The 26,325-nt window shown below is 64.1% G+C and carries 23 protein-coding genes and 1 pseudogene; 12 read left to right on the forward strand and 12 right to left on the reverse strand.

Annotated features, from left to right (window positions below):
• Positions 1–37 precede the first annotated feature (37 nt).
• From KRR38_RS00365 to KRR38_RS00375, 3 genes are all read left to right on the forward strand, one after another.
• The gene (locus tag KRR38_RS00365) at positions 38–271 is read left to right on the forward strand and encodes a hypothetical protein (RefSeq protein ID WP_217397516.1); all 234 of its coding nucleotides are present in this window, start codon (positions 38–40) and stop codon (positions 269–271) included.
• Positions 272–412: 141 nt separating this feature from the next.
• On the forward strand, positions 413–1,420 hold the full coding sequence (locus KRR38_RS00370) for a phosphotransferase family protein (RefSeq protein WP_217397518.1): 1,008 nt from the start codon (positions 413–415) through the stop codon (positions 1,418–1,420).
• Positions 1,417–1,851 (forward strand): hypothetical protein, encoded by a 435-nt coding sequence (locus KRR38_RS00375; RefSeq protein ID WP_217397520.1) that lies wholly within the window; start codon positions 1,417–1,419, stop codon positions 1,849–1,851. Before KRR38_RS00370 ends, KRR38_RS00375 begins: the two co-directional genes overlap by 4 nt.
• A gap of 6 nt (positions 1,852–1,857) precedes the next feature.
• Here KRR38_RS00375 and KRR38_RS00380 read toward each other — a convergent pair whose 3' ends face one another.
• Complete coding sequence (locus tag KRR38_RS00380) at positions 1,858–3,396, reverse strand: acyl-CoA synthetase (protein ID WP_217397522.1); 1,539 nt, start codon at positions 3,394–3,396, stop codon at positions 1,858–1,860.
• Between the two features lie 162 nt (positions 3,397–3,558).
• Between KRR38_RS00380 and KRR38_RS00385 the strand changes: the two genes are divergently transcribed.
• Entirely contained in the window at positions 3,559–4,788 is a 1,230-nt protein-coding gene (locus tag KRR38_RS00385) for an MFS transporter (RefSeq protein WP_217397524.1), read from the forward strand.
• A gap of 16 nt (positions 4,789–4,804) precedes the next feature.
• On the opposite strand, the gene KRR38_RS00390 is transcribed toward KRR38_RS00385, so the two are convergent.
• Positions 4,805–7,012 carry an acyl-CoA dehydrogenase gene (locus KRR38_RS00390; RefSeq protein WP_217397526.1) on the reverse strand — a complete coding sequence of 736 codons (2,208 nt, stop codon included), beginning with the start codon at positions 7,010–7,012 and terminating at the stop codon, positions 4,805–4,807.
• A 248-nt stretch (positions 7,013–7,260) separates the two neighbouring features.
• Between KRR38_RS00390 and KRR38_RS35705 the strand changes: the two are divergent.
• Together KRR38_RS35705 and KRR38_RS35710 are read left to right on the forward strand one after the other, a co-directional pair.
• A pseudogene (locus KRR38_RS35705) lies at positions 7,261–7,761 on the forward strand (enoyl-CoA hydratase-related protein); the annotation flags it as partial.
• Between the two features lie 130 nt (positions 7,762–7,891).
• The gene (locus tag KRR38_RS35710) at positions 7,892–8,056 is read left to right on the forward strand and encodes a hypothetical protein (RefSeq protein WP_309141176.1); all 165 of its coding nucleotides are present in this window, start codon (positions 7,892–7,894) and stop codon (positions 8,054–8,056) included.
• A 4-nt stretch (positions 8,057–8,060) separates the two neighbouring features.
• Here KRR38_RS35710 and KRR38_RS00400 read toward each other — a convergent pair whose 3' ends face one another.
• From KRR38_RS00400 to KRR38_RS00425, 7 genes are all read right to left on the reverse strand, one after another.
• Positions 8,061–10,169 (reverse strand): acetate--CoA ligase family protein, encoded by a 2,109-nt coding sequence (locus KRR38_RS00400; RefSeq protein ID WP_217397528.1) that lies wholly within the window; start codon positions 10,167–10,169, stop codon positions 8,061–8,063.
• Positions 10,166–11,635: an acetyl-CoA acetyltransferase gene (locus KRR38_RS00405; RefSeq protein ID WP_217397530.1), complete on the reverse strand. Its 1,470-nt coding sequence runs from the start codon at positions 11,633–11,635 to the stop codon at positions 10,166–10,168. Before KRR38_RS00405 ends, KRR38_RS00400 begins: the two co-directional genes overlap by 4 nt.
• A gap of 72 nt (positions 11,636–11,707) precedes the next feature.
• On the reverse strand, positions 11,708–12,445 hold the full coding sequence (locus KRR38_RS00410; RefSeq protein ID WP_217397532.1) for an SDR family NAD(P)-dependent oxidoreductase: 738 nt from the start codon (positions 12,443–12,445) through the stop codon (positions 11,708–11,710).
• Positions 12,442–14,139: an NAD(P)/FAD-dependent oxidoreductase gene (locus KRR38_RS00415; protein ID WP_217397534.1), complete on the reverse strand. Its 1,698-nt coding sequence runs from the start codon at positions 14,137–14,139 to the stop codon at positions 12,442–12,444. The genes KRR38_RS00410 and KRR38_RS00415 overlap by 4 nt, the downstream gene beginning before the upstream one ends.
• An 18-nt stretch (positions 14,140–14,157) precedes the next feature.
• The gene (locus tag KRR38_RS37245) at positions 14,158–14,508 is read right to left on the reverse strand and encodes an aldehyde dehydrogenase family protein (RefSeq protein ID WP_309140940.1); all 351 of its coding nucleotides are present in this window, start codon (positions 14,506–14,508) and stop codon (positions 14,158–14,160) included.
• Positions 14,426–15,640, reverse strand: a complete 1,215-nt coding sequence (locus tag KRR38_RS00420; RefSeq protein ID WP_309140941.1) for an aldehyde dehydrogenase family protein — start codon at positions 15,638–15,640, stop codon at positions 14,426–14,428. Before KRR38_RS00420 ends, KRR38_RS37245 begins: the two co-directional genes overlap by 83 nt.
• Before the next feature lie 60 nt (positions 15,641–15,700).
• Positions 15,701–16,786 carry a Zn-dependent alcohol dehydrogenase gene (locus KRR38_RS00425; RefSeq protein ID WP_217397536.1) on the reverse strand — a complete coding sequence of 362 codons (1,086 nt, stop codon included), beginning with the start codon at positions 16,784–16,786 and terminating at the stop codon, positions 15,701–15,703.
• Between the two features lie 502 nt (positions 16,787–17,288).
• On the opposite strand from KRR38_RS00425, the gene KRR38_RS00430 reads away from it, so the two are divergent.
• The 6 genes from KRR38_RS00430 to KRR38_RS00455 all read left to right on the forward strand — a co-directional run bounded on the left by KRR38_RS00430 (position 17,289) and on the right by KRR38_RS00455 (position 24,034).
• Entirely contained in the window at positions 17,289–18,254 is a 966-nt protein-coding gene (locus KRR38_RS00430) for an alpha/beta hydrolase (protein ID WP_254514577.1), read from the forward strand.
• Positions 18,255–18,304: 50 nt separating this feature from the next.
• Positions 18,305–20,095 (forward strand): acyclic terpene utilization AtuA family protein, encoded by a 1,791-nt coding sequence (locus KRR38_RS00435; protein ID WP_309140942.1) that lies wholly within the window; start codon positions 18,305–18,307, stop codon positions 20,093–20,095.
• 181 nt (positions 20,096–20,276) lie between these two features.
• Positions 20,277–20,963, forward strand: coding sequence for an EthD domain-containing protein (locus KRR38_RS00440; protein WP_217397537.1), 687 nt, complete (start codon positions 20,277–20,279; stop codon positions 20,961–20,963).
• A gap of 37 nt (positions 20,964–21,000) precedes the next feature.
• On the forward strand, positions 21,001–21,762 hold the full coding sequence (locus tag KRR38_RS00445; protein ID WP_254514578.1) for an SDR family NAD(P)-dependent oxidoreductase: 762 nt from the start codon (positions 21,001–21,003) through the stop codon (positions 21,760–21,762).
• A complete protein-coding gene (locus KRR38_RS00450) occupies positions 21,759–22,967 on the forward strand; it encodes an acyl-CoA dehydrogenase family protein (RefSeq protein ID WP_217397541.1) in 1,209 nt (402 codons plus the stop codon). The genes KRR38_RS00445 and KRR38_RS00450 overlap by 4 nt, the downstream gene beginning before the upstream one ends.
• Positions 22,964–24,034 carry a phosphotransferase gene (locus KRR38_RS00455; protein WP_217397543.1) on the forward strand — a complete coding sequence of 357 codons (1,071 nt, stop codon included), beginning with the start codon at positions 22,964–22,966 and terminating at the stop codon, positions 24,032–24,034. The genes KRR38_RS00450 and KRR38_RS00455 overlap by 4 nt, the downstream gene beginning before the upstream one ends.
• A gap of 66 nt (positions 24,035–24,100) precedes the next feature.
• On the opposite strand, the gene KRR38_RS00460 is transcribed toward KRR38_RS00455, so the two are convergent.
• From KRR38_RS00460 to KRR38_RS00470, 3 genes are all read right to left on the reverse strand, one after another.
• The gene (locus KRR38_RS00460) at positions 24,101–24,496 is read right to left on the reverse strand and encodes an MAPEG family protein (protein ID WP_217397545.1); all 396 of its coding nucleotides are present in this window, start codon (positions 24,494–24,496) and stop codon (positions 24,101–24,103) included.
• Between the two features lie 91 nt (positions 24,497–24,587).
• The gene (locus KRR38_RS00465; protein WP_217397547.1) at positions 24,588–24,926 is read right to left on the reverse strand and encodes a hypothetical protein; all 339 of its coding nucleotides are present in this window, start codon (positions 24,924–24,926) and stop codon (positions 24,588–24,590) included.
• Between the two features lie 35 nt (positions 24,927–24,961).
• Positions 24,962–26,188 (reverse strand): CaiB/BaiF CoA-transferase family protein, encoded by a 1,227-nt coding sequence (locus KRR38_RS00470; protein WP_217397549.1) that lies wholly within the window; start codon positions 26,186–26,188, stop codon positions 24,962–24,964.
• Positions 26,189–26,325 lie beyond the last annotated feature (137 nt).

Here is a 26,325-nt window from a genome sequence, read left to right on the forward strand (position 1 = left end):
TGCAGCGGAAACCGGCGCGCGGTTCTGCCAGGCCGCGGTGCTATCAGGCAACGGTCCCGACGCCGCCTACGCCAAGGCGCGCGCGGCGAACGGGCAGGAGCACATCCTGATTACCGGCGCTGGCGGCGGTAAAGCCATGATTACGATCCGTAAGGACCGCGAGACCGGCGCGATGAAGCTGTTCCCGACCGCCGAATTATGGCCGCACAGGCAGCTGTTCGTAGATGCCCACGGCGGGCGCCCCCATTTTGAATCCTGTGAAATCCGCTGACGGGAATACGCAGTCCATGCTGACCAAGGCGGATGATATTGCGATTCATCGAACGTCGAAGCCGATCGGCCATGCGTGCACGGACCAGAGTTTCTGCGGCCGCTATTTCTTAAGCGACAATTGCAAGGGAGTCTGAGAGCGATGGAGCGGCGCCTCAAGCATTACATTGCCAGCCACATGCCCGATGCGAGCGATCTATCGGTCGACGGACTGACCCGGATATATGGCGGCAGCAGCCAGGAAACGTTTCGCTTCCGAGCGTGCTGGAATGAGCGTGGCAAATCGATCGAACGGCGGCTGATCCTCCGACGCGACGCGGCCGCGGGCTTGGTGGTGGCCGAACGCGACCTCGAATATAAGGTTTACAGGGCGCTGGCGGGCCACGGTATTCCCATACCTGCGGTCTATTTCCTGGAACTCGATCCGCAATGGCTCGACCGGCCCTTCTTCATCATGGATCTTTGCCCGGGCAAGCCAGGAAACCCATTCATTACCGCCGACCCCTATGAGGGCCATGGCGAGGCGATCGGTCGGCAGTTCTGGGCGATCATGGGCAGGCTGGCGGCGATCGACCATCGCGCGGTCGGTCTCGAAACGCTGCGCAATGGAAAGGCAGGAGGTGGTTTCTGGTCGCTTGAGCTCGATCGCTGGGAAACGATCCTGGACGAGGGCGAGTGGGTGATCGAGCCGATCGTGCGAGGTTCGCTGCGCTGGCTGCGGCGCAATCCGCCGCCAGAGCCCATGAAACCTGCCATCGTGCATGGCGATTACCGTTCGGGTAATTTCCTGTTCACTCCGGAGGGGGAAATCAGTGCGATTCTCGATTGGGAAATGTGCCACATCGGCGATCCCATGGAGGATATCGCTTGGGCCATCGATCCCTTCTGGCCGATCACCCGGCATCTCCCGCTGGAGGAAGGGTTGGTCCGGTGGGAGCAGGCCAGCGGCTCGCCAGTCGATCGCTCGGCGCTCGGCTGGTGGCGCCTGTTCAGCGCGGTCAAGGCCTGCGCGATCTGGACGACGGCAGAAGCGAGTGTTGCGTCCGGTGCCAGCTACGAGATGACCGTCGCCCTATCTGGCATTCGTGCCGGACATTTCCACCGAAAGCATTTGCTGGCGCTGCTGCGCGAAGTGGGAGCAATCGCATGAAGTTGACGCTCGAAGCTTCGCTCCAGCGGATCGGCCAGATGCTGCGCGAACGGGTCGCTCCCGAACTGCAAAGCGATTTCATTGCGCAATCGGCACGTCTGGCTGGCGGCCTACTCAATATCTGTGCCAACTGGGTCGATGATGCAGCCGAACTGCGCGTTCTGGAAAACGCGGCGATCCGCGCGCTGCTGGGTGAGGCGGCGACCGTTGTGAGCGGCGAATGGTCGATGCGGCTTGCCGAGGCTGCGCGGTCCGCCGATCCCGGATTGAAGATCAGCGTCCTTGATGCCGAGAACCATCGCCTGCGTGCGCTGCTCGTGGAACTGCATGCCCAGGTTGAAACATTGGCTGATTCCAATGCCAAGGCCACAGACCAGCGCATCTGGCAATTGCTGGAAGACATCGAATTGAAGCGCGCCCCGCGTGAGTAAGCGCTTCTAATTTGCGGGCCAGTAACGAGCCTTCAGCTCCTTTTTGTAGAGCTTACCGGTTTCGGCGCGGGGCAACTCCTTCTCGAAATCGATGCTGCGAGGGCACTTCACGTTCGCCAGTCGCTCGCGGCACCAATCGATCAGTTCGTTGGCGAATTCTTCGGTAGCGGACTCCCAGCAGGCTGGCTGGATCACAGCTTTCACTTCTTCGCCGAAATCGGGATGCGGCACTCCGAAGACCGCGGCATCCGCCACCGCGGGATGAGTCGCCAGCAGGTTTTCGACTTCCTGCGGGTAGACGTTAACGCCGCCCGAAATGATCATGAAGTCCTTGCGATCCGACAGGAAGAGGTAGCCTTCCTCGTCAACGTGGCCGACATCGCCCATGGTCGTCCAGTCCGGGCGCAATGGGTTCTGCGCCGCAGCGGTCTTTGCCGGATCGTTGTGGTAGCGGAACGGCTTCCCGCCGCTAAAAAAGATCGTTCCGGTCTCGCCTATCGGCAACTCCGTGCCGTCGTCGTCGCAGATGTGGATCTCGCCAACCACCGCGCGGCCGACAGAACCGGGTTTGCGCAGCCATTCCTCGCTGTTGATCGTGACATGGCCATTGCCCTCGGATCCGGCGTAGAATTCGTCGATGATCGGGCCGAGCCAGTCGATCATCGCCTGCTTCACCGGAATGGGACAGGGGGCGGCCGCGTGGATCACCGTCTTCAGCGAAGAGATATCGTAGCGGTCCCTGACCTCCTCGGGCAGCCTGAGCAGGCGGATAAACATGGTCGGTACCACCATCGCCGCGTTGATCCTCCACCGTGCGATCGCACCCAGGAAACTTTCCGCATCGAACTTGGGCATGATCACGGTCGTGCCGCCCAGCGCCTGGATCCCGGCGGTGAAGCCGAGCGGTGCGGCGTGATAGAGCGGGGCAGGTGACAAGTAGATCGTGTGCTTGCCCACCCCATACAGGCGGCCGAACAATTGCGCGCCGGGATTGGGTTGGACAGGCGACCCGCCAGTTGAGGCGTAGCGAATCCCCTTGGGGCGGCCGGTCGTACCCGACGAATAGGACATTCTTCCGCCGATCTGCTCATCGTCAATCGGCGACGCGGGCTGGTCGAGGCAAAGACCCCGCCACTCCGGAAGATTGCCAACGGTGCCGATCGTCAAGACATGAGCCAGCCCCGGCATGCCGCCGCGTTTCGTCGCAACATCGCGCGCGGTATCCGCGAGCGCGTCGGACACCAGCAGTGCCTTTGCCTCGCTGTCGTTCACGATATAGGCGATTTCGTCGGACTTGAGCCGGGCCGAGAGAGGCACCAGAATCAATCCGGCACGCTGAGCCGCCCAGTAGATGTCGAACACCTCGGGCCGATTGTCGCTGGCCAATGCAAGCGTGTCGCCGTTGCCCAGGCCCAGTGCTCGGAGCGCATGAGCGCCGCGATTGGCACGCTCCTCAAGTTCGCCATAGCTGATTGTCTCACCTGTCCCGGCCATGATCACGGCAGCCTTTTCGGGGAAGGTCTCGGCATGGAGGCGTGGATGCATGGACGTCGACTTTTTTTGAGATGGAATGGCTGGCGAGCCTTGAGAGACCCGTCTCGGCGTGTAAAGGGTGTCGGAAAATATCGCAATGAATCGATTGCAATTCGAAAATAGACACCAGCAAGATTCCCGGCCTGGCCCGCCGGAAACCCGAAAGAGGATGCCATGGGAACGACAACGGCGCGGCAGGAATGGGCCTTGATGTGGCCGCTACCGCTCGCCTCGACGGTGGGCGTCTCGAGCGGCGCCATGTTCGCCTTCTCAAGCGGCGTATTCATGGAGGAAATGACCGGCGCCTTTGGCTGGACCCGCGCGCAGTTCTCGTCGACTTTCGTGATAATGATGGGGCTTGGCCTGTTCCTCGGGCCGGCGGTCGGCTGGCTGATCGACCGGATAGGGCCGCGGCGGGTGGCGCTGATCGGCATCTTGCCCTTCGTCGTCACTTTTTCGATGCTGGGGCTGGCGAGCGGACCGCTGTGGCAATGGTCAGCGCTTTGCGTCCTGTTTGCGCTCTTCCAGATCGCTCTCGGCCAGGTGACCTGGGTTACCGCAGTTATCGGCCGTTTTGAGGCTTCGCGCGGGCTGGCGCTGGCGGTGACACTGGCGGGTTTGGGGCTTGGCAGTTTCGTCTGGCCGCAACTTGCTGCCATCTATATCGAGCGGTTGGGCTGGCGTCTGGCGTTTCCGGCAATGGCTTTGACCTGGATGATCGTCGCGCTGCCCCTGACACTGGCCTTCTTCTACGGGGCCAATGATCGCAGCGCCTTACCCCGGCAGAAGCAGGTGCGGAGGCCCTACGGTCCTGCGCTCAGATCACGCAGCTTCATCGGGCTGGTGTTGGCGGGCGGGCTGTTCGCCAGCGCCTATTTCGGACTTCAGGTCCATCTGGCGCCCTTGCTCAAGAGTGGCGGAATGACGTTGACCTCAGCCGCGGGCATCGTCGGGCTGATCGGTATCTTCTCGGTAATCGGCCGACTCGCGACCGGCCATTTGCTCGACCACCTGCCGACGCGGCTCATCGGCGTCGTCGCCTTCCTGCTCCCGGCGGTTTCGGCGCTACTGCTGATGCTGTTGCCCGGTTCGGTGCCGGCGGCCATCGCCGCGGTCGCGTTGCTCGGACTAGCTTCCGGGGCGGAGCTGGACATCATCACATTCATCGCGGCACGCCGCTTCGGTCGTGACGTGTTCGGCTCGATCTATGCGCTGTTCATGGCGATCATATCGGTCTGTGCGAGCGTCGGGCCGGTTGTCGCCGGAAGTCTGTTTGATGCTGCGGGATCTTACCACGGCTTCCTTGTCTACATGGTCGCGGCGGTCGTCACTGCCGCCGCATTGATCGCGTGGATTCCGATCAGCTCCGAACGGGAGACCGCTCCAGTTCCCGCCACAGCATAACTGGCGAAGGGCGGTTCTAGGCGCGGCTTCGCGGCAGGCCCAGGCGCCGTTCCGCGACCATGCTGCGAAGCACTTCGCTGGTGCCGCCATAGATCGAGGTTGCGGTCGAGTGCCGGTAGCCCTTTTCCACGACCCCGAGCCCTGTCTTGCCTCGGATGAGCGATGCCGGCGCAGCGAGGTCGAGCAGATCCGCCGAATCGTCGATGAAGGCCTGGGTCGAGAAGATCTTCGATGCTGGGCCGTAGGCGAGATCGGGCTGGCCGATCAACCGCATCCAAAGGGCCCGTGCGGATAGCGCCTCGCCGATGCAGGCATCGGTATAGACGTCGGCGAGCCGCGCAAGCGTACCGGCATCCTCGATGGCCGGCCGCCCGTCGCGCTTGGCACCGCGCGCCCATTCGGTCACCGCGTCAATCATGGCGTGGAGCTGGTGGTGATAGTGACTGCCGCCCTGTTCCATGGTTAGCGCCGCCGCCATGACCTTGACCCCACCGTTGACCTCGCCCAGCCGGTAGCGATCCGGGATGCGGACGTCGGCATAGAAGGAAGCGTTGGTGCGTTCGTCCATGAAGGTATGGACGGGATGGATTTCGACTCCCGGCACATCGAGTGGCACCAGGAACATCGTTAGTCCCTTGTGCTTGGGCACTTCGGGATCGGTCCGCGTCAGCAGCAGAACATAGCTGGCGAGCTCTGCGCCCGAAGTGAACATCTTCTGCCCGTTGATGATCCAGCCGTCGGCATCGCGCACCGCACGCGTCTTTGCGGCGAAGACGTCGGACCCGCCCGATGGCTCGGTGAAGCCGAGACAGGCGGTCTTCTCGCCGCGGGCAAAAGGCAGCAGAACTTCATCCTGGAGTTCCGGCGATCCGAAGCGCAGCGCCATGATGCCGGCCATACCGGTCACCCCGCGGGCCAGGCCGGCATAGCCAACCTCTGCCCAGACAGCGTTGCAGGCACGCGCCGCATCGGCATCGGCGTCGCGCCCGCCCCATTTTGCGGGCCAGTCGGGGAAGAGCAGTCCGGCCTTGCCCATGGCGCGGTGGACCTCCCAGTCGTGCGCCTCGAAATTCTCTTCGCCCAGTTGATGCTTCTCGGGATCGATAATCCCCGCGAAGATCGCGCGTGTCTCGTCGGCCAGCATATGCTTCTCGTCGGGAGCCCGGAAGTCGATTTCGACCGGTCCGGTATCCGGCAAGCTTGCCGCCTCGCCCAGCAGCAGCCGTCGGCCAGCTGTTACTAGCTCTGCTCGCGGGTCGCCCAGTGCCAGGGCCCAGGCCTTGGCACGCCGATGATAGAGCTGGATGTCGTATTCGTTGGTCAGGCCGTAACCGCCAAACGTGTGGAGGGCATGGGCGACACTGCGGGTCGCCGTGCGGCTGGCGCGGGCGAACAGCATCGAGATCAGCGCGCCGGCGTCGGGCTTGCCGTCGGCAATCGCGCGCAGCGTCCACCAGAGCAGATAGGCGGTGCCGTCGCCATCAATGATGTCCACGGCAAGCGGATGGGCGAGGCCCTGGTTTGCGCCGATCGGCTGGCCGAAGGCGAAGCGCTCGGTCGCATAGGCGGCGGCCATGGTCACCGCTTCGCGGGCAAGGCCGACAAGCGCGGCCGACGTCAGAAGCTTCCATTCCTCGACGCCCGCCTGCCAGATCCTCTGGGCGTTGGCATTACCGTCGAGCGGAATGCGTTTGCCCGTTCCGGGAACGAACCATGCCAGCGCCGCGCCGCCCAGGGTCTCCGACGCATTGAGGGGAGCTGACGGAATTTCGATGGCGAGCTGCTCACCGTCAAACAGGAGTATCCCCTTGGCCACCGCGCCGCCGGGGACGAGCTGCGGCGCGCCGTCGCGAACAGGGCCGAGCGCGAATGCAATGGGGCCTTCACCGTCGCGGACACGAGCGATCCAGTCGCGCGCGGTTGCGCCGCCGATTTCGCCCAGGATGCGCAGCGCGACCACTGCTTCCGCTAACGGGGCAGGGGCAAGCCTGCGCCCTGCCTGCTCCATCATCACACAGGCGTCGAACAGGCTCATGCCGGCCCCACCAGCCTCAGCATCGAGCCGCAAGAACGGGGCATCGAGCGCCACCAGGTCATTCCACAGCGCGGGATCGAAGCCCACCGGTTCCGCCGCGCGCACGCGCGCCGAAGCGGCTTCGGAGGCGAAGAAGCGTTCGAACATATCCTGGACGGGAATGCTTTCGCTGGGCAGGCTGAGTTGCATGGGGCGGGTCCTCTGGAAGTCGGCTGTTGGAATCAGGCGGGCACGTATGCGGTTCTGGATAGGCCCCAAATACGACAGACCGTATCGTCAAAATAAAGTAATTGCATCGTTGCATTTTATTGATTTGCACCATAGTCGGCAAGCGATTTCCCGCTCGTCTGGCGGCGGGAGGCGGGTAATCGCGTAGGGTCGATGGCCACGTGCACCGACAGGCAATGCCCGCTTTCGTGCATAGGGAGGGAAATGACATGCCGTTAGAGACCGTGACCGAGGGACCAGTTCTCTTCGAGCGCCTCACCACTCATATCGGGCAAGCGACTCTCAACCGGCCCGAGAAGCGTAACGCCGTGAACGCCGAACTGGCCTCGGCGCTGGAGCGGATTGTCGAGGGCGCCGAAAACGATCCCGAGATCCGCGTCATGATCCTTACCTCGTGCGATGACCGCGTGTTCTGCGCCGGAGCGGACCTCGGCGCGGTTGCCGCAGGCAAGGCAGAGGGTCTGGAAACCTCACGCGGCGGCTTTGGCGGTTTCGTCTATTCCACTCGTGTGAAACCCTGGATCGCCGCGGTAGAAGGCATCGCGGTCGCCGGGGGCATGGAACTGGTGCTCGCTTGCGACATGCTCGTGGCTTCGGAAAACGCCCGCTTCGGCCTGCCCGAAGTCAAGCGCGGGTTGATGGCGGCGGCGGGCGGGATCCATAGAATCGCTTCAGCCGTTCCGCGCAACATCGCCAGCGAACTGCTCGCGACAGGCGAACCCATGGACGGTGCAGCCGCCTTCCGCTGGGGCCTTGCCAACAGGCTGACCGCGCCAGGGGGAGACCCGCGCGCAAGCGCGCAAGCTCGCCGAAGCGATCGCCGAGAATTCACCGCTGGCCGTGCAGCGCACGCTGTGCGCGGGACGCGAGAGCCTCGGTCAGGCCGATGGCGCGGGGCGAGCGCTGGTCGCCCGGCACCTGAACGCGCTTCGCCATACGGAGGACTTTCGCGAGGGCCCGCGCGCCTTCGTCGAAAAGCGCGCGCCGGTGTGGAAGGGGCGGTAGCGGGTTAGCCCTGCCAGACGACCAGAGCGTCGAGTGCCTCGACGGCATCGCCCCGCACCCAAAGCGGGTTGATTTCCAGTGCCGCAAGTCGCGGTCCGAGTGCGAGCGCGGCGTTGCCGATTGCCACGATCACTTCCGCCAGCCGGTCCAGATCCGCGGCCGGTGCGCCGCGATAGCCGTCGAGCAGCGGGGCCGCGCGCAGCGAGCGGAGCATTTCGTGTGCATCGGCCTTGCCAATGGGCAGCAGCCGCACTGCGCTGTCCTTAAGAATCTCGACCCAGACCCCGCCCAATCCGACCGCGATCGCCAGTCCCCAGTCGGCATCGCGCGCTACGCCGACGAAAAGTTCCAGGCCGCCCGACCGCATCGGCGAGACGATGACGCCGTCGATTCGTGCATCCGGCAGCGTCCGCGCCACATTGGCGCGGAGCTCGTCGTGAACATGCCCGGCGTCGCCTGGGGCGATCCCGAGCCTAATGCCGCCCGCCTCGGTCTTGTGCGCAATGTCGGGGGAGGCGATCTTGAGCACCACCGGTCCGGCCAGGCTTGCGGCTCCGGCCATGGCCTCGCTGGCGTTCTGCGCCACCATTGCCGGCACCACGGGAACACCACTCTCGGCCAAAAAGTCGAGCGCGGCACGCTCGCCCTCGAGCATTGGCGGATCTTCAAGCGCCGAGACTTCGGCGGCCAGTTCGACGGCATTGTTGATGCGCTGTGACCACCGCGCCAAATGGCCAAGCGCACGGGTGCCGAAATCCATGCCAAAGACGATGTCGCGCAGACCGCTCGACTCCGCAACCTGCCTCGCCTCGGGTCCCATCGGCTGGATCACCTGGCTGAGAAGCAGCGGACGCTTGCCTGCATCGCGATAGGCCTTGGCGATCACCGGCCAATGGACCTGGCAAGTCGGCATCTCAGCGTCGGCGCCCGGCATTGCTATCAGCGTAACGACAAGGCCTATGGTCGGATCGTCGAACAGGATCGGCAGCGCCTTGCTCCAAAGCGAGGTGTCCTGGAGCACCACCCCGGTCATGTCGAGCGGGTTGAGCGTAGAGGCGAAGGACGGCAGCACTTCGGCCAGCTTCCGCCGTGTCTCGAGCGCGAAAGCCGGCGTCGGCACGCCGTGCTGCTCAGCGAGATCGGCGAACATGCCGCAGCCGCCGCCCGAGACCGAGGCGAGTGCAATACCCGGACGGTCGAGCGGGCCAGTCGCCTCGATCAGCGCCGCCGTCACCATCATTTCCTCGATCGAGCGAACGCGGATCAGACCAAGCTGCCGGCAGGCCGCGTCAAACACGCGGTCATCGCCAACCATCGCGCCGGTATGCGCCTTGGCGACTTCGGCGGACATCGCGCTCGAGCCGACCTTGAGCACGATGATCGGCTTCTTGGCGGCAAGCGCGCGGCGCGCCGCTGCGCCGAGGCGGTCGGTGGCGCTGACCGCCTCGATATAGGCGGCGATCACGCGTGTCGCGGGATCGTCGACCAGATAGTCGATGACATCGGCGGTCGTGACCATCGCTTCATTGCCCGTGGCGCAGATGAAACTCAGGCCCATGCCCTGCTGATGCGCGAACTTGCCGATCTCGTTGGCGACCGCGCCCGATTGTGAGACGACCGCGATCCTGCCTTTGAGGACGGGAGCGCGCGTGCCGATGGCCGTCGCCACCGCGCCGCTGGCGATATTGGCGAAGCCCAGCGAGTTGGGCCCGAAGAACGTCACACCGCGCTGCCTTGCGGTCTCGACCAGCTCGCGCTGGAGCCTTTCGCCATCTGCTCCCGCCTCGGCAAAGCCCGAACTGAGCACGACCGTGCTGGCGATCCCAGCATCTGCCGCATCTTCCAGCGCGCCCGCGACGCTGTGCGCGGGAACGAAGATGATAGCCGTATCAGGTGGCTCCGGAATGTCGCGGCACGAGCGGTAACCGGGCAAGCCGTGCGCCTCCTTGCCATCGCGATTCACCGCGTAGAGTCGTCCCTGATGGCCGAAATCGTGGAAGCGGCGGACAATCATTTGGCTCCAAGTGGAGCGTTCGGACGCGCCGACCAGAGCGACGTTCTGCGCGGTGAACAGCTGGCGCAGCACCTCGAAGGTCACGCGCGGATCGGTCATTGGGCACTCCAGATCAGGCTGTCGCCCGACCTCCGATTGCGACCCATCTTGCCAACCGGCTCGACGCTACCGTCGGTGAGGAAGGCGAGCGAGTTCGCATCCTCGCCCTCGACCTTAGCAATGACCCGCTCGCCGTTCGGCCCGCGCGACAGGACGACGCCTTGCCGCGGCGCTCCCTCTCGATCGTAGAGCACTGTGTAGGTCTCCACCGGGAAATCCCCCTCCACCGCATCGGTCAGCGGCGGGATCGGGCCGCGCCGGGCATCGGCGATCGCCTGCGCATCGTAATCCTGCGGAAAGACGGCGCGCGCCAACGCATCGCGCGAAAGCACGATGCAGTGATTATGCTCGCAAAATCCGCCGTTGCCGAACAGGAAGCCGGTCCGCCCTTCCACGCGCAGCTTTCGGACCATCGCCGCGATCGCATGGGTCATGTAGTTGGCCACAGGACCGCCGCCGAAAGTGAGCCGGCCATGGACGGTGGCCGGTCGCTCCGCCGGCCAGTCGAGCAAGCGCCGCGCCATCTTCGGCACGCAGGGGAAGCACGAATAGAGCTCGACATGGTCGATGTCGCCACTCGTCAGGCCGTTGCGCGACAGAGTCTCCTCGATCGCGACCTGCATGCCCATCGGCGTGGTCCATTCGGCGCGCGACATCGCTTCATGCGCCTCATGCGCCGCCGCGCCCGCGCCGATACGCACGAGCCTGTCCTCGGGCAAGCCGGCCTTCCTCGCCGCCGCCAGGCTCGTGACGAGTACCGCCGCGCCCTGGTTGACCGAAGCGTTGGCGACCATCAGCTTGGTATAGGGAAAGGCGATCGGGCGATTGTCCGTGGTGGGCTCGATGATCTCGGCCGGCGTCTTGCGGCTGCGCAGCCATGCTCCCTCGCTGCCTTCCGCAACCTCGGACATCAGCGACCAGAGCAGCCCGGTTTCCGCCTGGCCCTCGGCGAGCGACTGCCCTTCCTCAGCACGGAAGGCGTTTTCATAGAGCGGATAGATTTCCGCTGGCTGGAGCAGGCCATAACGCCGGCGCAATTCGGAGGCGCTCTTCTGTGCGTTGGGAAACAGCGGCTTGCCGGCGCGCAGTGCGGTGCGCATCGCTTCTGCGCCGACGATGGCGCACGCGGTGACCTCGCCCGCACCGATAGCATTCGCGGCATCGTTCAACAGGCGAACCGGCGTGTCGCCCGAAGGCACTTCGGCCTGGCGGATCGCCGACAAGTCCCGCCCCATCGCGACGGCAAGTTCCCGCGGGACATCGATTTCGCTGAAGGAAAGCTGCGGCACGACGAGGATGCGCTCGCAGCGCTCCAGCCAGCCGCCGCCTGCATCGGTGTCCGCCGCCGTCAGCGCGGCCAGCATGAGCTGCAGCGAGTCACGTGCCGCCTCGTCGCAAAGGGGCCGGTCGTTGACCTCGCCGACGCCGACGATCACCGGCACGCGTGAGGCATCCTGCTGCAGCATGTCTATTTACCCTCGCCTTGCGGTTCGACCAGACGTCCACTGTCACTGGAGCGCCCGTCCTCGATCCTCGGGTCAGCGCCAGGAAAAACCGCCATCGACCGGGAGTTCCGTACCGGTCGTAAAGCCGGAATCCTCCGTACTGAAAAACAGCGCCGCACGCGAAACGTCATCTGTTTCTCCCAGCCGCTTGAGTGACACGCGTTCGGTTGCACGGGCCGTGTGCTCGGGATTTTCCCAGAGGAAGCGGGTCATTTCTGTCCTGATCACGCCCGGGCAAATGCTGTTGGCGCGGATATTGGGCCCGAGATCCATGCCGAGGCATTTGGTGAACATGGCGACGCCGGCTTTGCTCGCCGAATAGCCGCTCGTGCCGGGCATCGGCATCAGCGCGCTGACCGAGGCGATGGTGACGATCGTTGCCCGTTCAGCCTGTCGCAGGAACGGCAGCGCCGCCTTGACGACGTTGAACGGCCCGGTGAGGTTGACCGCGATCATTCGGTCCCAGCTGTCCGGATCAAGATCGTCGAACGGTGTGATATCGAGGATGCCCGCGGCATTGACCACCCCGTCGAGCCCCGCCAGCGCTTCGCCTGCCGCAGCTACGATCCGGCCAACCGCCGGTCGGTCGGCGACATCGCAGCCAAAGGCCTTGGCCGAGAGCTCGTCGGCGATGGCCTTAACTCCGGCTTCATCCCGGTCGAGCAGGGCCAAGTCCGCTCCCTCCCGGGAAAACAGCCTGGCAATCTCGCGGCCCATGCCGCTTGCGGCCCCGGTAATCAGGATCCTGCGACTCTCGAGCTTTCCAATCATCGTACGATCTCACCCATATTCTGTTCGCCTCCGGCCGTGATCGCCGCAGGGGGGTCGGACTCAGTCTGCGGACTCATGATGAACCCGCGGTACCTGTCGCGGGCGATATCGGCGCAACGCGCGGCATAGCTGTCGAAACCGCCCGCGTAGGCGAGGAACCGGCGCGGCTTGCCCGGCACGTTGTCGCCCATGTACCAGGAGCGTGCCAGCGGATAGAGCGTCCTTGCGCCAACCGCCTGCACTTCGTCAGACCAAGCCGCTTCGGACGGCCCGTCCGGTTCGATGGTGTCGATACCATTGTCCAGCATGTGCCCGATGCATTCCGCGATCCAGTCGATGTGGTGCTCGATGGTTACCAGCATGTTGACCAGCACCGAAGGGCTGCCCGGACCGTTCACCGTGAACAGGTTGGGGAAACCCGCCATCATCAACCCGAGATAGTTGGCGTGGCCGTCGCGCCAGTGTTCGCGGAGCGTCAAGCCCTTGCGGCCGACGATGTTCATCGCCAGCAGCGAACCGGTCATTGCATCGAAGCCGGTGGCGAAGACGATCAGGTCGGCCGGATATTCACGGTCACCGATCCGTATTCCCAGCGGCGTAATCCGTTCGATGGGCTGCTCGCTGATATCCACCAGCTCGACATTGTCGCGGTTGAAGGTCGCGAAATAATTGGTGTCCAGGCACAGGCGCTTCGCGGCGAAAGGGTAATCGCGCGGGGTGAGCAGCGCCGCCGTCTTCGGATCGCTGACAATCTCGCCAATCTTCGAAGCCACGAAATTGGCGGCTATCTTGTTCGCCGGCAATTCGGCGAGGATGTCGCGGTACAGCACCTGCATGCCGGGGCCGCCGAACGTCCAGGCGTGTTCGAAAGCTTCCGCTCGCTCGGCCTCGGATACTTCGTGAACCGATAGTCCGGTAGCAAGGCGCGACTGGGTGCCGCCTTTGGTCAGCTTGTTGCGGACCGTATGCGCGACGTAGTCCGCGCGCACCTTTGCCTCGTAGTCCGGATTGATCGGAGCGTTGCGCGCAGGCAGGGTGTAGTTGGGCGTCCGCTGGAATACCGTGAGGTGCGCTGCCTCCTGCGCAATCAAGGGGATCGACTGGATACCGGATGATCCGGTGCCGATGACCGCGACGCGCTTGCCGGAAAGCTCGACCGGTTCCTTCGGCCAGAGCGAGGTCTGTATCCATTGCCCGGTGAAGTCCTCCAGCCCCGCGAACTCGGGCGCCTTGGGCTCGGACAAGCAGCCGCTCGCGGCAATGACGAACCGCGCCGAGACCCGGTGGCCGCGATTGGTCTCGACGATCCAGCGCCGCGCCGACTCATCGAACCGCACCGATATGACCCGCGTGTCGAACGCGATGTCGCGGCGCAGATCGAACCGCTCGGCGACGTGTTCGATGTAGCTGAGGATTTCCGGCTGGGTCGCATAGCGTTCGCTCCAGCGCCACTCGTCGAGTAGCTCGGGCGAGAAGGAATAGCAGTAGTCGAGGCTTTCGACATCGCAGCGTGCGCCGGGATAGCCATTCCAGAACCAGACGCCGCCAACGTCCGGGCCGGCCTCGAAGCCCATAAGCGACAGGCCGAGGCCGCGCAGCCGGTAATGGGCATAGAGCCCACTGAATCCGGCCCCGACGATAACGACATCGGTCTCGATGTCAGGCCGGGCCACTGATTGGTCTGGGTGTGCCATGGGCATTTCCTGTCCGTACTATTGCGCGGCCTTTGGCGCGGTCTCGAACACCATGGTCTTGGCTTCTAGATAGGGGTGCAGACCTTCGATTCCGCCTTCACGGCCAAGGCCCGACTGCTTGAAGCCGCCGAAGGCAATGCCGAAATCGGTCTTGAAGCCGTTATGGCCGACCGTACCCGCGCGCAGTCGGCGGCCGACCGCATAGGCACGTTCGGGATCATCAGTGAACACACTGCTGTTCAGCCCGTAGATAGTGTCATTGGCGATCTCGATCGCCTGCTCCTCGCTAGCGGCCGGGATAACGCTTAGCACCGGTCCGAAAATCTCCTCGCGCGCGATGGTCGAGTTGTTGTTGACGTTGGCGAACACGGTCGGTTCGATGAAATAGCCGCGGTTGAGATGCGGCGGACGCCCCCCCGGTCGCGAGCCGCGCGCCTTCAGCTTGCGCCCGCGCAATTAAGCTCTCGACCCGGTCGCGCTGCCGCGCCATCGCCAGAGGCCCCATCTGGCTCCCAGGGTCGAAGGGATCGCCGACCTTCAGGCTACCGAACGCGCTTGCAAGCGCATCGACGAACTCGTCATGGCGCTTTTCGCTGACGATGATGCGGGTGAGCGAAGAGCAGACCTGTCCGGTCATCAGCGGCGCGGTGCGTGCGATCGAGGCCGCTGCCTTGCCAACATCGTAGTCATCGAGGATCAGCGCGGGCGACTTGCCGCCCAGCTCCAGCGTGACGCGGGCGATCCGCTCGCCGCAGATCGACGCGATCTTGCGGCCCGCCGCGGTCGACCCGGTAAAGCTCACCTTGTCGATGCCGGGATTTCGGACCAGCAGTTCGGACACCTCCCGGTCGGCAGTCAGCACGTTGACCACGCCCGCTGGCAGGCCCACTTCCTCGCAGATTTCAGCAAAGAAATAGGGCGACGCCGGCGCTTCGGGCGAGGCCTTGACGATGATCGTGCAGCCCGCAATGAGCGCAGCTGCCGCCTTGTAGGCCATCAGCGAATGCGGCGCGTTCCAGGGAATGATCGCCGCGACCACGCCGACGGGCTCGCGCACCAACAGCGCCGGCTGCCCGGTCGAAGAGGTGTGCTTCTCCTCCCAGGCGAAAGTTTCACCCAAGCCCGCGTAGTAGCGGAAGACGTCCGCGACGCCTTTGGCGGAATGGATCGACATCGAGCGTAACACGCCAGATTCGAGCGACCAGGTATCGGCGAGCGCTTCGCCGCGGAGCTCCCACGCGTCCGCGATCTTGCCAAGCCAGACACCCCGCTCCGCCGGGCACATTCGTGGCCAGGGCCCGTGATCGAAGGCGTCGCGCGCGGCCGCGACCGCACGTTCGACATCCGCAGCTTGTGCTTCGGCAACCGTGAGGAATACCTCCTCGGTGGCGCTGTCCACCACGTCGAACGTCGATGACGACGACGGGGCAATCCATGCACCGCCTATGAACAGTGAACGGGGGTTTCGGACATGGCCCTGGCGGACGGTGGCAATCGTCATCAATACTCTCCTGCGTCTACGCGATGTGGCGCGCGGCTGATTTCCAACTGTGTGCTTGGTTCAATGATCGAACATGATCACGCTGCGGGCGGTCTCCCCGGCTATCAACTGCTCGTACCCCCGGTTGATGTCCTCGAGCGCAATGCGTTGAGAGATCAGCGGGTCAAGCGTCAGGCGGCCGTCCAGATAGAGCTGAGCGTAAGTCGGTATCACCCGCTGGAAGGGGATCGAGCCCATCAGCGAGCCGATCACGCGCGTCTCGCGGGTGATCATTGCCAATGCGGGGATGCTCAGCTCCGAGCCCATCTTGGGCAAACCAACCAGCACCAAGGTTCCGCGCCGGCGCAACATCAGGAACGCTTGTCGCTGGGCTGACGCGAGTCCGATCACCTCGAACGCATAGTCCGCACCGCCCCCGGTCAGCTCCAGAACCCGCTCGACCAAGCCCTCACCGGCTTCCACCGTGTCGGTCGCCCCAAATGTGCGCGCGAGTTCCAGCTTTGCCGGGTTTAGGTCGATGGCGATGATCTGCGCCGCCCCGGCGAGCCGCGCGCCCTGAACGACATTGAGGCCGACGCCGCCGCAGCCGACCACTACGACGCGGCTTCCCGGACGGACTTGCGCGCCCTCGGTGACCGAGCCGATACCGGTAAGAACTGCGCAGCCCAGCATTGAGGCAATGTCGAGCGGCATCCCCTCGGGAAGCTTTGACACGGCGCTGTTGTGCACGACCATTTCTTCGGCAAAAGCGCCAAGATTGCAGAACTGATGAATCACCTCGCCGTTCTGCCGGATCGGTGAACTCGGCTCCGGCTGCTGTCGGAGCGGCTTGTCGGTGCAGAGGTGATTGTGCCCGGCCTGGCAATCATCGCAATGGCCGCAGTAGATCGAGGTGCAGGTCACAACTCGGTCGCCTCGCGCCAGGCCGCGCACATCGCTGCCGACCGCCTCGACGATGCCCGATGCCTCATGCCCGAGCACGATGGGGAACGCCGATCCCAGATCGCCGGAGATGACGTGATAGTCGCTATGGCATAGCCCGCTTGCCGCGATCCGGATGCGGACTTCCTCGGGACGGGGACCATCGAGTTCCACCGTCTCGATTGTTAGGGGCGTGCGCGCGGCGCGAAGGATGGCAGCTTTCATCGTATTTCCTCAAGATCGGCTAATTGGGCTGCGAGCGATGTCGAGGGGAGGGCGGGACCACCACGACGTCCACCATTGGCGACACATGTCGTCCGGTGTTGCCCGTCTCGCCACGGTGTCGCGTTGCCCACTCAATCTTCTCCCAAACTGATTTTACCCGCCTTTTTTCCAGGGCCGTTCTCCGGCGGCGGCGCCGCCTTCGAACTAGGTCGATGAAACGGTCTGCCAACACCTCGATCATCATCGGATTGGCTATCCCGGGTAGCTCCATAGTGCGCCTGACGAGGCGTAAACACTCATCTCACGACTTACAAGAAATTTGCATCGAACGAAACGCATTGCGATTTTCGGAAAGGGATATATGCCACAAACCGGAAGCAGGAAAGCGATGACCTCTTCCGGAACATCCGGCCATGAGGCCAGCATTTTGCACCAGGACACATGCATTGCGCATGACGTTCTATCGGCGCCGGCAGCGGCAACCATGACGTTTGGAGGGAACATGAGCCGCCATCTGGTCGATCCCGAGCTTAGCGTCGGACTCGACGCGAACATGCCGCAACAGAAACTCGATGCCGAAACGCTGCCACAGTATCGTCAGATGTTGCTCGACATGGTCGCGGCGATCCCGAAGCCGACGTCGGAGGCCATGCTGAACGTCGGACGCGCGGATCGGCGGATCCCGGGTCCGGAGGGTGCGCCGGACGTAAATGTGCTTGTCTACACTCCCGGTGACCGCGGCGAAGACCTTCTCCCGGCGATCCTGCACATCCACGGCGGCGGTTTCGTCAGCGGCAGTGCGGCAATGAGCGATCCAAACAGCCGCTCCTATAGCGCGGAGATGAACTGCGTTGTGGTCTCGGTCGACTATAGACTGGCACCCGAGACGCCCTTTCCCGGGCCACTGGAGGATTGCTACGCAGCCTTGCTCTGGCTTCACTCCGCAGCGCAGGAGCTGGGTATCGACCCGGAACGCATTATGGTTGCCGGCGAAAGTGCGGGCGCCGGTCTCGTCGCTGCCCTTTGCCTGGTCGCTCGTGATCGTGGACACATCCGTCCGTTCTTCCAGTATTTGGCTGAGCCAATGCTCGACCACCGCAGCGTCAGCAGCGATCATCCGCATGTCGGCCACTTCGGCTGGACGCGGGACCATAACCGCTTCGGCTGGTCGTCGATGCTTGGCGGAACGACGGGCGAGGAGACATCGCCCTATTGCTCGCCTGCCATGGCAGAAGACCTGTCGGGACTGCCGCCGACGTTCATTCACATCGGTGCCATCGACCTCTTCCTGGAAGAGTCGCTCGACTATGCCCGGCGACTCACGCGGGCTGGTGTCAGCGTCGAGCTGCACGTCTGGCCGGGCGCTTTCCATGCGTTTCAATCGACTGATGCGCACGTTTCGCGCGAGGCCCGCCGAGTGGCCCGGACCGCCATTCACCGTGCGCTGCACGGGCCAACCCAAGGCTGAGCTGCTCGGCCCGCTCTGCGCGGGCCGGCGGATATCGAAGGTGAGATGACGTGAGCAAAATTGTCAAAATCGGCGCGGCCACCGCCTTCTTCAACGACAGCCGCATGGGCATTGCCCAGCTGCTCGGGAAAACCGACGGGCTCGATTACATCATCTTCGATTTCCTCGCCGAATCCGTCATGGGCGGGCTTGGCCGCGGCATGGCCGACGGCACCGGCCCGGGCTTCGCCGCGGATTTCGTCGACGGCTACATCCTGCCGCATCTGCGGATGCTGCTCGACCGGCGCATCCGCATCGTCGCCAATGCCGGCGGCCTCAATCCTGCGGCTTGCGCCCAAGCGTTGCGGCGCGGCGCCGAGGCAGCGGGATTGCGCCTGCGCGTCGGCGTCGTCGAAGGCGACAATCTCACCGCAGACCTTGCCGCCGTCATCGGCCCGGACACGTGCGACATGTTCGATGGCTCCTCCGTCCAGGAGAAGGTCGAGCGTGCCGACCGCGTCAACAGCCTTGTCGCCTATACCGGCGCCTTTCCGATCGCGGCGGCGCTTGCCGCCGGGGCTGATATCGTCATCACCGGCCGCGCGGTCGACAGCGCCATGGCGCTCGGGCCGTTGATCCACGAATTCGGATGGGGACCGGACGATTTCGATCTTCTGGCCGCGGGAACGCTGGCTGGCCACCTGCTTGAATGCTCGGCGCAAGTCACGGGCGGCACTTTCACCGACTGGCGGGATGTGTCCGACTGGGCCGGCATCGGCATGCCGATCGGCGAATGCAGCGCCGATGGCGGGCTGGTCATAACCAAGCCGGAATGCACCGGCGGACTCGTTTCGGTTGGAACGGTCGCGGAGCAGCTGCTCTACGAAGTCAGCGACCCGCAGCGCTACATCGTCCCGGATGTGATTTGCGACTTCACCGCAGTGAGCCTGACGCAAGTTGGACCGGATCGTGTCGAAGTGACGGGTGCCCGCGGCCTTGGACGAACGGCGACCCACAAGGCCAGTCTGACCTATGACGCCGGCTGGCGCGCAACGGCGCTCATTCCGATCATCGGCCTGGAAGCGGCGGCCAAGGCGCGCCGCGTCGGCGAGGAACTGTTCGCCCGGGCCGACACCATGCTCCGCCAGAGCCAGCTTCCTCCCCTGACGAGAACGCGCTGCGACGTCATCGGTGGAGACGGCGACGGTCCGGCCACCGCCTTGTGCCGGCTTGTCGCCGATCACCCGGACCGGGCGGGCGCGCAATTGCTGGTTCGCGAGCAAGGCTCCGCCATCAGTCACATGTCGGTAGGTGTTACCTTAGGGTTGGGCGCCTCGGTCCGCCCGGTGCAGTGGATCAGCGGCTTCTTGATTCCAAAATCCTCCATTTCGCTCCGCGTCACTCTCGATGGTGATCTGGTGCCCTTTGCGCTGGAGGCAGACGCCAAGGCGCATGGGGGTGCCATCGCACCCGCGCTGCCGCCGGCGCCGGGCGATGCGGAACCCACCCGGACAGTGCCCTTGATCCGGCTTGCCTGGGCGCGGAGCGGCGACAAGGGCAACCTGTTCAATGTGGCGGTGATAGCCCGAAAGCCCGAATACCTCCCGTACATAGCCGCCGCGCTGACGCGGACGGCGGTGGGAGAGCAGTATGGTCGGATCCTTGGTCAGGAGGGTCCGCTCGCCGTCGAACGCTTCAGCGTACCGGGCCTGTCCGCGCTCAACTTCGTTGTGGCCAATTCGATGGACGGCGGCGTGCTGGCATCCACCTGGATCGATCCCGTTGCCAAGGGCATGGCACAATTGCTGCTCGACTTCCCGGTTCCGATCAACGCTGCCTTGCAAGGGGCGTTGGATCTGTAAGTGCGAAGAAATAGTGCACAGAGGAGGAGTGTGTTTCACAGTTTTTCGCGGATATGCCGAGATTAGTTGCGTATTTACCGTTCGATAGGGGTGGATTATTCAATAATAATATCTCTCAATTTAATTGATGCGTGAATTTAGTGACGACATTAATTTTGGTTTGTCTACTGGATAGAGGAGAATGTTCGTGCCAACGCAATGGCGTCTTGCCTTGATGTTCGATGCATCCGGCAATAACCTGGCGGCGCTTGAGGAGAATCTCAAGCGCGTCGGTGATGCAATTCGCACTGCAGCGCGGGCGAATCCAGTGCGTCTGGGCGTGGCTGACCGTCACCCCGATCTCGTCGCCGGTGCGCGAAGCGTCGATGGTGCGGTCGAAGTTACATTCGCGAATGCGCGGCTCGAGGAAATCGTTGCAATCAGTCGCGCCTTGCATCCCTTGGTTGCGGGTCTGGCAGAGCTGTCCTCGATTGAAATCATGACCGGGCCAATGTTCTCTATGGTTCCGGTGCGCCAAGGGGGCACATTTCTGTCGCTGGCCTTCCGCCGCTTTCCCGGCACAACCTCGCGGCAGTTTCGTGACTGGTGGTTCAACCAGCATTCGCAAGTGGCAATCCCCGTGCTCGGGCCGGGCTTGCTGGCCTACGACCAAGTGCATGTCGAACAAGCGGCGAGTGAAGCGGCAGCGGAGGCGTTTGGCGTTCCTGCCGTGGAATATGATGCCTATGACAATCTGACCTGGGCCGACCGCGATGCTTTCCTGCACAGCTGCAGCGACACCGAAGGCATGGCTACGATCGCCCAGGACGAAGTCGGGCGCATCGATGATCCCAGCCGGCGGTCTGCGCTCATGTACGAGGTCCATTGACCAGGGCCGGGTTCAGGTCGTTTTTATGGGAGTTTCGATGAAGACACTTACTGATCGCACCTGCCTCATCACCGGCGCCTCCTCGGGCTTTGGCGCCCATTTCGCGCGGCTTGCGGCCGGCGCCGGCGCGCGCCTGGCGCTGGCGGCGCGGCGCAAGGAGCGGGTCGAGGCGCTGGCCGAGGAGCTGCGCGCGGGCGGCGCCGAGGCGGTCGCCCTAGCCATGGACGTGACCGACGAGGCCTCGGTTCGCGCCGGCTATGACGCGGCCGAGGCTGCGCTCGGGCTGGTCGACACGGTGATCGCCAACGCCGGGGTTTCGGCGCCCGGCCGGTCGACCGAGGTGCCGGCCGATGCGCTCGGCGGCATTCTCGACACCAATGTCTTGGGCGTGTTCCTCACCGCCCGCGAAGGCGCCAGGCGACTCATCGCCGCGGGCAGCCGCGAAACGGGCAAGGGCCGCATCCTCCTGATCGGCTCGATGGGCGCGGAAATGCCGGTCAAGGGCGAGGTCATGTACTGCGCCAGCAAGGCCGCGGTGGCGAGCCTCGGGCGCAATCTAGCCGGCGAATGGCTGCGCAGCGGGATCAACGTCAACGTCATCCAGCCCGGCTTCATCCAGACCGAAATGGCCGGCGAATGGTTCACCAGCGAGGGCGGCAAGGCGCAGATTGCCGGCTTCCCGCGCCGCCGGCTGCAGCCGATCGAATCGCTCGACGCCATGATACTCTATCTCTGTTCCGATGCGTCTTTCGGCATGACGGGATCGGTCATCACTCTCGACGACGGACAATCGCTATGACCACGCTTTCTCCGGTTTCTGACCGCGCCCTCCAAATCGCCGACAAGGTCGAAGCTTTCGTCCGGCAGGTGGTCGTCCCCTACGAGCAGGACCCACGCCGCGACCACCACGGCGCACCGACCGACGAGCTGGTCTTCGAATTGAAGGACAAGGCCCGCGCCGCCGGTGTGCTGAGCCCGCATATCCTGCCCGGCGGCGATCACCTGACCCAGCGCGAGACCGCGGTGGTGCTGATCCGCTCGGGCCTTTCGCCGCTGGGGCCGCTCGCCTGCAACACCAACGCGCCCGACGAGGGCAACATGTACCTGCTCGGCAAGGTCGGTAGCCCGGCGATCCAGGAGCGCTTCCTGAAACCGCTGGTCGAGGGCCGCGCGCGCTCGGCCTTCTTCATGACCGAGCCCGCCGACTGGGGCGGCGCCGGCTCCGACCCGTCGATGATGAAGACCACCTGCCGGCGGGACGGGAACCACTGGGTGATCGACGGGCGCAAGACCTTCATCACCGGGTGCCTCGGCGCCAGGGTCGGCATCGTCATGGCCAAGGCGCCAGATGTCGAACAGGGCGGAGGCGCCTGCATGTTCCTGATAGACTTGCCCGACCCGGCGATCCGCATCGAGCATATTCCCAATACGATCGACAATTCGATGCCCGGCGGCCATGCCACGCTCACCATCGACAATCTGCGCGTGCCGGCGGACCAGATGCTGGGCGAGGCCGGCGAAGGGTTCAAGTACGCCCAGGTGCGCCTCAGTCCCGCCCGCCTGTCGCACTGCATGCGCTGGCTCGGGGCGTGCATTCGCGCGCACGAGATCGCCACCGACTATGCCTGTCGGCGCGAGGCCTTCGGCAAGGTGCTGATCGACCACGAGGGCGTCGGCTTCATGCTCGCCGAGAACCTGATCGAATTGAAACAGGCCGAGTTGATGATCGACTGGTGCGCCGCGGTGCTCGACACCGGCTCGCTGGGCACCGCCGAAAGCTCGATGGCCAAGGTCGCGGTGAGCGAGGCGCTGCAGCGCATCGCCGACCGCTGCGTCCAGGTCATGGGCGGCACCGGGGTCACCGACAAGACCATCGTCGAGCAGGTTTACCGCGAGATCCGCGCCTTCCGCATCTACGACGGCCCGACCGAGGTCCACAAATGGAGCCTCGCCAAGAAGATCAAGCGCGACTGGCGGCAGGCCCAGGCGGACAAGGCGCAATGAACGACGACCTCACCGCTGCCAATTCGGGCACCGATCCGGTCCGCGAGGGCTATGGCTTCGACGAAGCGGCTTTGGCCAAATGGATGACGGCCAACGTCGAAGGTTTCCGCGGCCCGATGGAGGTCCGCCAGTTCAAGGGCGGGCAGTCGAACCCGACCTATCAGCTGGTCACGCCGGCGCAAAAATACGTCCTGCGCCGCAAGCCGCCCGGCGAACTGCTGCCCGGCGCTCATGCCGTCGATCGCGAGGCGCTGGTGCTCTCGAAGCTTGGCGCGGCGGGATTCCCGGTCGCGAAGGTCTATGGCCTGTGCACCGACGATGCGGTGATCGGCACCTGGTTCTTCGTCATGGAGATGGTCGAGGGCCGCATCTTCTGGGATGCGACCTTTCCCGAGGTCTCCCGCGACGAGCGCCCGCGCTATCTCGATGCGATGAACCAGACGATCGCGCTGCTGCACAGCTACGATCCCGCAGCCATCGGGCTTGGCGAATACGGCAAGCCGGGCAACTACTTTGCCCGCCAGATCTCGCGCTGGTCAAGGCAGTACCTGGCCGACGACCTCGCCGGCCGCAACGCGGACATGGACGCGCTGGTCGAGTGGCTGCCGGGCAATATCCCCGAAGGCGACGAAAGCACCGTCGTCCACGGCGACTTCCGCTGCGACAACATGATCTTCCATCCCACGCAGCCGCGTGTGCTCGCGGTGCTCGACTGGGAGCTGTCGACGCTCGGCCATCCCATCGCCGATTTTGCCAACCACGCGATGATGTACCGCATGCCGCCCGACATCGTCGCCGGTCTCGAGGGGGCGGACCTCGCCGCGCTCAATATCCCGAGCGAGGCCGAATATGTCGCCGCCTACTGCGCGCGGACGGGGCGCAGCAGCATTGAAAACTGGCACTTCTACCTGGCCTTCAATCTATTCCGGCTCGCAGCCATCTTCCATGGCATCAAGGGCCGCGTGCTGCGCGGGACGGCATCCTCGGTCAACGCCCGCGACCGCGCAGAGGCCTTTCCCCGACTTGCCGGTCTCGCTCGCGAGGCGATGGAACAATGCCGAGGTTAACCGGCGCCTCTCCCAATATATTGTAGGCCGGTCCTTGCTTGAGCCGCCCTGTCTTTTCCGGCGCGGTCAGACGGCCAGCAAGGGCCAGAGCACCATGCCAAGTCCGATCACGCTGACCATAAAGATCAGCGTCCTGACTTTGGGAACTCCCAGCGCGTAGAGCGGCAAGTAAACCACGCGGGTGCCGAGCCAGATCCAGCCACCGATCGCGGTCCACTCGCTGGTCCGCCCGGCGATGACGACACCGATCAGCGCGGCGATGGCAATTGGGAAAGTCTCCTGGAAATTGGCCTGCGCTCGAACCAGCCGGCCGGGGAGAGGCTCCATCGGCGGTAGCATCTCGTCGCGGGCGCCCATGTTCCATTCCGAGCCATACTGGCGCGTCTTTACGATTGCGGCAGCGAAGATGTGAACGAGCAGGAGTAGAGTTCCGAGCCCGAGAATCAGGATTTCCGTGTGCATCTTCTCTCCGTTGCGTGAGTCAGCGGCGTGATGGCAACCCCATGGTCCCCATCACGCCGCATGGCGTTTGCAGCTTTCATGCTCTCTCAGGCTATGCGGCCGATGCGATCAGATGCCCGGCCGCCTGGATCATCCCGGCCTTGGTTAAAGCATCGCTTGCCGGCATTGACTCCGACCCCGACGCGGCGCGGATTGAATCGATGATGGATCCGGGGTCGTCACCTTCGAGTTCGTAGATCGTCATCAGCGTCCACTGCGGCGCCTCGTCCAGCTCATAGACACGTTGGAAATCCATGCGGAACAGCTTGCCGCTGATCACGCCGGGCATGCGGCAGACATCGGCCAGGTGACGATCGCGATACCAGGCGATAAATTCCTCTTCCCGGCCCGGAACCGCACGAGAGAGAATGGTATAATGGAAGCGGGCCATCTTTGCGTTTGTCCTTGTCCCTATGGCTTTGCGTGTCAGGCGATTACGCTGGCGCTTTTCAGGATTTCGATCCGGTCCCACTCGAGGCCCAGTTCCATCAGGAACATCTCGGTATGTTCCGAAGCCTGAGGTGCGCGGGTGGAGGCGATCGGTGTGTGATTGAACTGAACCGGATTGCGCACGAGCTTGATCGGAGCACCGCCGTCGCTGGCCTCGACCTCAAAGATCATGTCGTTGGCCAGCGCCTGCTCGTCGGTTGCAAGGTCGAGGAAGCTCTGCACTGGTGCCCACTGGCCCGAATAGGTCCTGAGATGGCTGCGCCAGTAATCAAACGTCTGGCCGGCAAAGGCAGCGGCGATCAGGTCGCTGGCTGCCTTCCAGTTGGCCATCAGCTTTTCGGCGCTGTCGAAGCGCGGATCGTCTGCCAGTTCGGGCATCCCCATGTGGGCAAACAGATCTCGGGCATAGGGACCAGGCGTAAGCGTGCACAAGTTGATCGTGCCGCCATCGGACGTGCTGAAATTGCCGAGGAACGGATTGCCTGCGCCAGAGCCCGATATCGGCATCGACGCGCGTGAAACGCTGCCAGCCTCGATCGCCTGATCGATGGCGGAACCACAGGCCCACCAGCCCGTGCTGAGCAATGAGACGTCGATTTCGACCACTTCGCCCGTGCGTTCGCGGTGGAACAGCGCCGCCGAGATGCCGCCGGCAATGTTCATGCCGCCCATGGAATCGCCGAATGCGCCGATAGGCTGCATGAAGGCGCCGCCCAGCTCCTCGGGAGTCATCGCATAGGCAACACCGCTCCGCGTCCAGAACGCAGTGTTGTCAAATCCCCCCGCCTCGCGTTCCGGGCCCTTATCGCCGAAGGCGGAGCCGCGGGCATAGATGATGTTCGGATTGGCGGCGCGGATATGTTCAAGATCGATCTTCAACTTCCGCCGCGCAGAGGGTAGATAATTGGTCAGGAAGACGTCGGCGGTCCTGGCGATCTCGTAGATCAGCTGCTGGCCCTCCTCGGTCGAGATATCGATACCGACGCTGCGTTTGCCGCGGTTGGGATGCTCGATCATGCCGTTGCGCAGCGGATTGATCTTCTTGCCGAACGAATTGATGAAGCCGCGCTGTGTGTCGCCGCGAACCGGGTGCTCGATCTTGATGACGTCAGCACCCCAATCGGCCAGTACCGCGCCAGCGGCGGGTACGAAGGTAAACTGCGCCACCTCGAGAACCCGAATACCCTTCATGACCTGCGTCATCGTCAAATCTCCTAAGCGGGGAAGACTGCCAAAACGTGCTTTGCGCTGTGCACTTCTCGTGGTTCGTCGCACGCTGCCCACTGGCCCGATATTAATGCACATAGTGGCGAGCATTAGTGCTGGCTAGTCTTTGATTC

Origin of the sequence: Novosphingobium sp. G106, from assembly GCF_019075875.1 — a bacterium.
Taxonomy (GTDB): Bacteria; Pseudomonadota; Alphaproteobacteria; order Sphingomonadales; family Sphingomonadaceae; genus Novosphingobium.

What these genes read in the sequence shown, in the direction of transcription:
- KRR38_RS00370 (WP_217397518.1), top strand. Translation starts at nt 413, where the DNA reads ATGGAGCGGCGCCTCAAGCATTACATTGCCAGCCACATGCCCGATGCG.
- KRR38_RS00375 (WP_217397520.1), top strand. Translation starts at nt 1,417, where the DNA reads ATGAAGTTGACGCTCGAAGCTTCGCTCCAGCGGATCGGCCAGATGCTG.
- KRR38_RS00380 (WP_217397522.1), bottom strand. Translation starts at nt 3,396, where the DNA reads ATGCATCCACGCCTCCATGCCGAGACCTTCCCCGAAAAGGCTGCCGTG.
- KRR38_RS00385 (WP_217397524.1), top strand. Translation starts at nt 3,559, where the DNA reads ATGGGAACGACAACGGCGCGGCAGGAATGGGCCTTGATGTGGCCGCTA.
- KRR38_RS00390 (WP_217397526.1), bottom strand. Translation starts at nt 7,012, where the DNA reads ATGCAACTCAGCCTGCCCAGCGAAAGCATTCCCGTCCAGGATATGTTC.
- KRR38_RS00400 (WP_217397528.1), bottom strand. Translation starts at nt 10,169, where the DNA reads ATGACCGATCCGCGCGTGACCTTCGAGGTGCTGCGCCAGCTGTTCACC.
- KRR38_RS00405 (WP_217397530.1), bottom strand. Translation starts at nt 11,635, where the DNA reads ATGCTGCAGCAGGATGCCTCACGCGTGCCGGTGATCGTCGGCGTCGGC.
- KRR38_RS00410 (WP_217397532.1), bottom strand. Translation starts at nt 12,445, where the DNA reads ATGATTGGAAAGCTCGAGAGTCGCAGGATCCTGATTACCGGGGCCGCA.
- KRR38_RS00415 (WP_217397534.1), bottom strand. Translation starts at nt 14,139, where the DNA reads ATGGCACACCCAGACCAATCAGTGGCCCGGCCTGACATCGAGACCGAT.
- KRR38_RS00420 (WP_309140941.1), bottom strand. Translation starts at nt 15,640, where the DNA reads ATGACGATTGCCACCGTCCGCCAGGGCCATGTCCGAAACCCCCGTTCA.
- KRR38_RS00425 (WP_217397536.1), bottom strand. Translation starts at nt 16,786, where the DNA reads ATGAAAGCTGCCATCCTTCGCGCCGCGCGCACGCCCCTAACAATCGAG.
- KRR38_RS00430 (WP_254514577.1), top strand. Translation starts at nt 17,289, where the DNA reads ATGAGCCGCCATCTGGTCGATCCCGAGCTTAGCGTCGGACTCGACGCG.
- KRR38_RS00440 (WP_217397537.1), top strand. Translation starts at nt 20,277, where the DNA reads ATGTTCGTGCCAACGCAATGGCGTCTTGCCTTGATGTTCGATGCATCC.
- KRR38_RS00445 (WP_254514578.1), top strand. Translation starts at nt 21,001, where the DNA reads ATGAAGACACTTACTGATCGCACCTGCCTCATCACCGGCGCCTCCTCG.
- KRR38_RS00450 (WP_217397541.1), top strand. Translation starts at nt 21,759, where the DNA reads ATGACCACGCTTTCTCCGGTTTCTGACCGCGCCCTCCAAATCGCCGAC.
- KRR38_RS00455 (WP_217397543.1), top strand. Translation starts at nt 22,964, where the DNA reads ATGAACGACGACCTCACCGCTGCCAATTCGGGCACCGATCCGGTCCGC.
- KRR38_RS00460 (WP_217397545.1), bottom strand. Translation starts at nt 24,496, where the DNA reads ATGCACACGGAAATCCTGATTCTCGGGCTCGGAACTCTACTCCTGCTC.
- KRR38_RS00465 (WP_217397547.1), bottom strand. Translation starts at nt 24,926, where the DNA reads ATGGCCCGCTTCCATTATACCATTCTCTCTCGTGCGGTTCCGGGCCGG.
- KRR38_RS00470 (WP_217397549.1), bottom strand. Translation starts at nt 26,188, where the DNA reads ATGACGCAGGTCATGAAGGGTATTCGGGTTCTCGAGGTGGCGCAGTTT.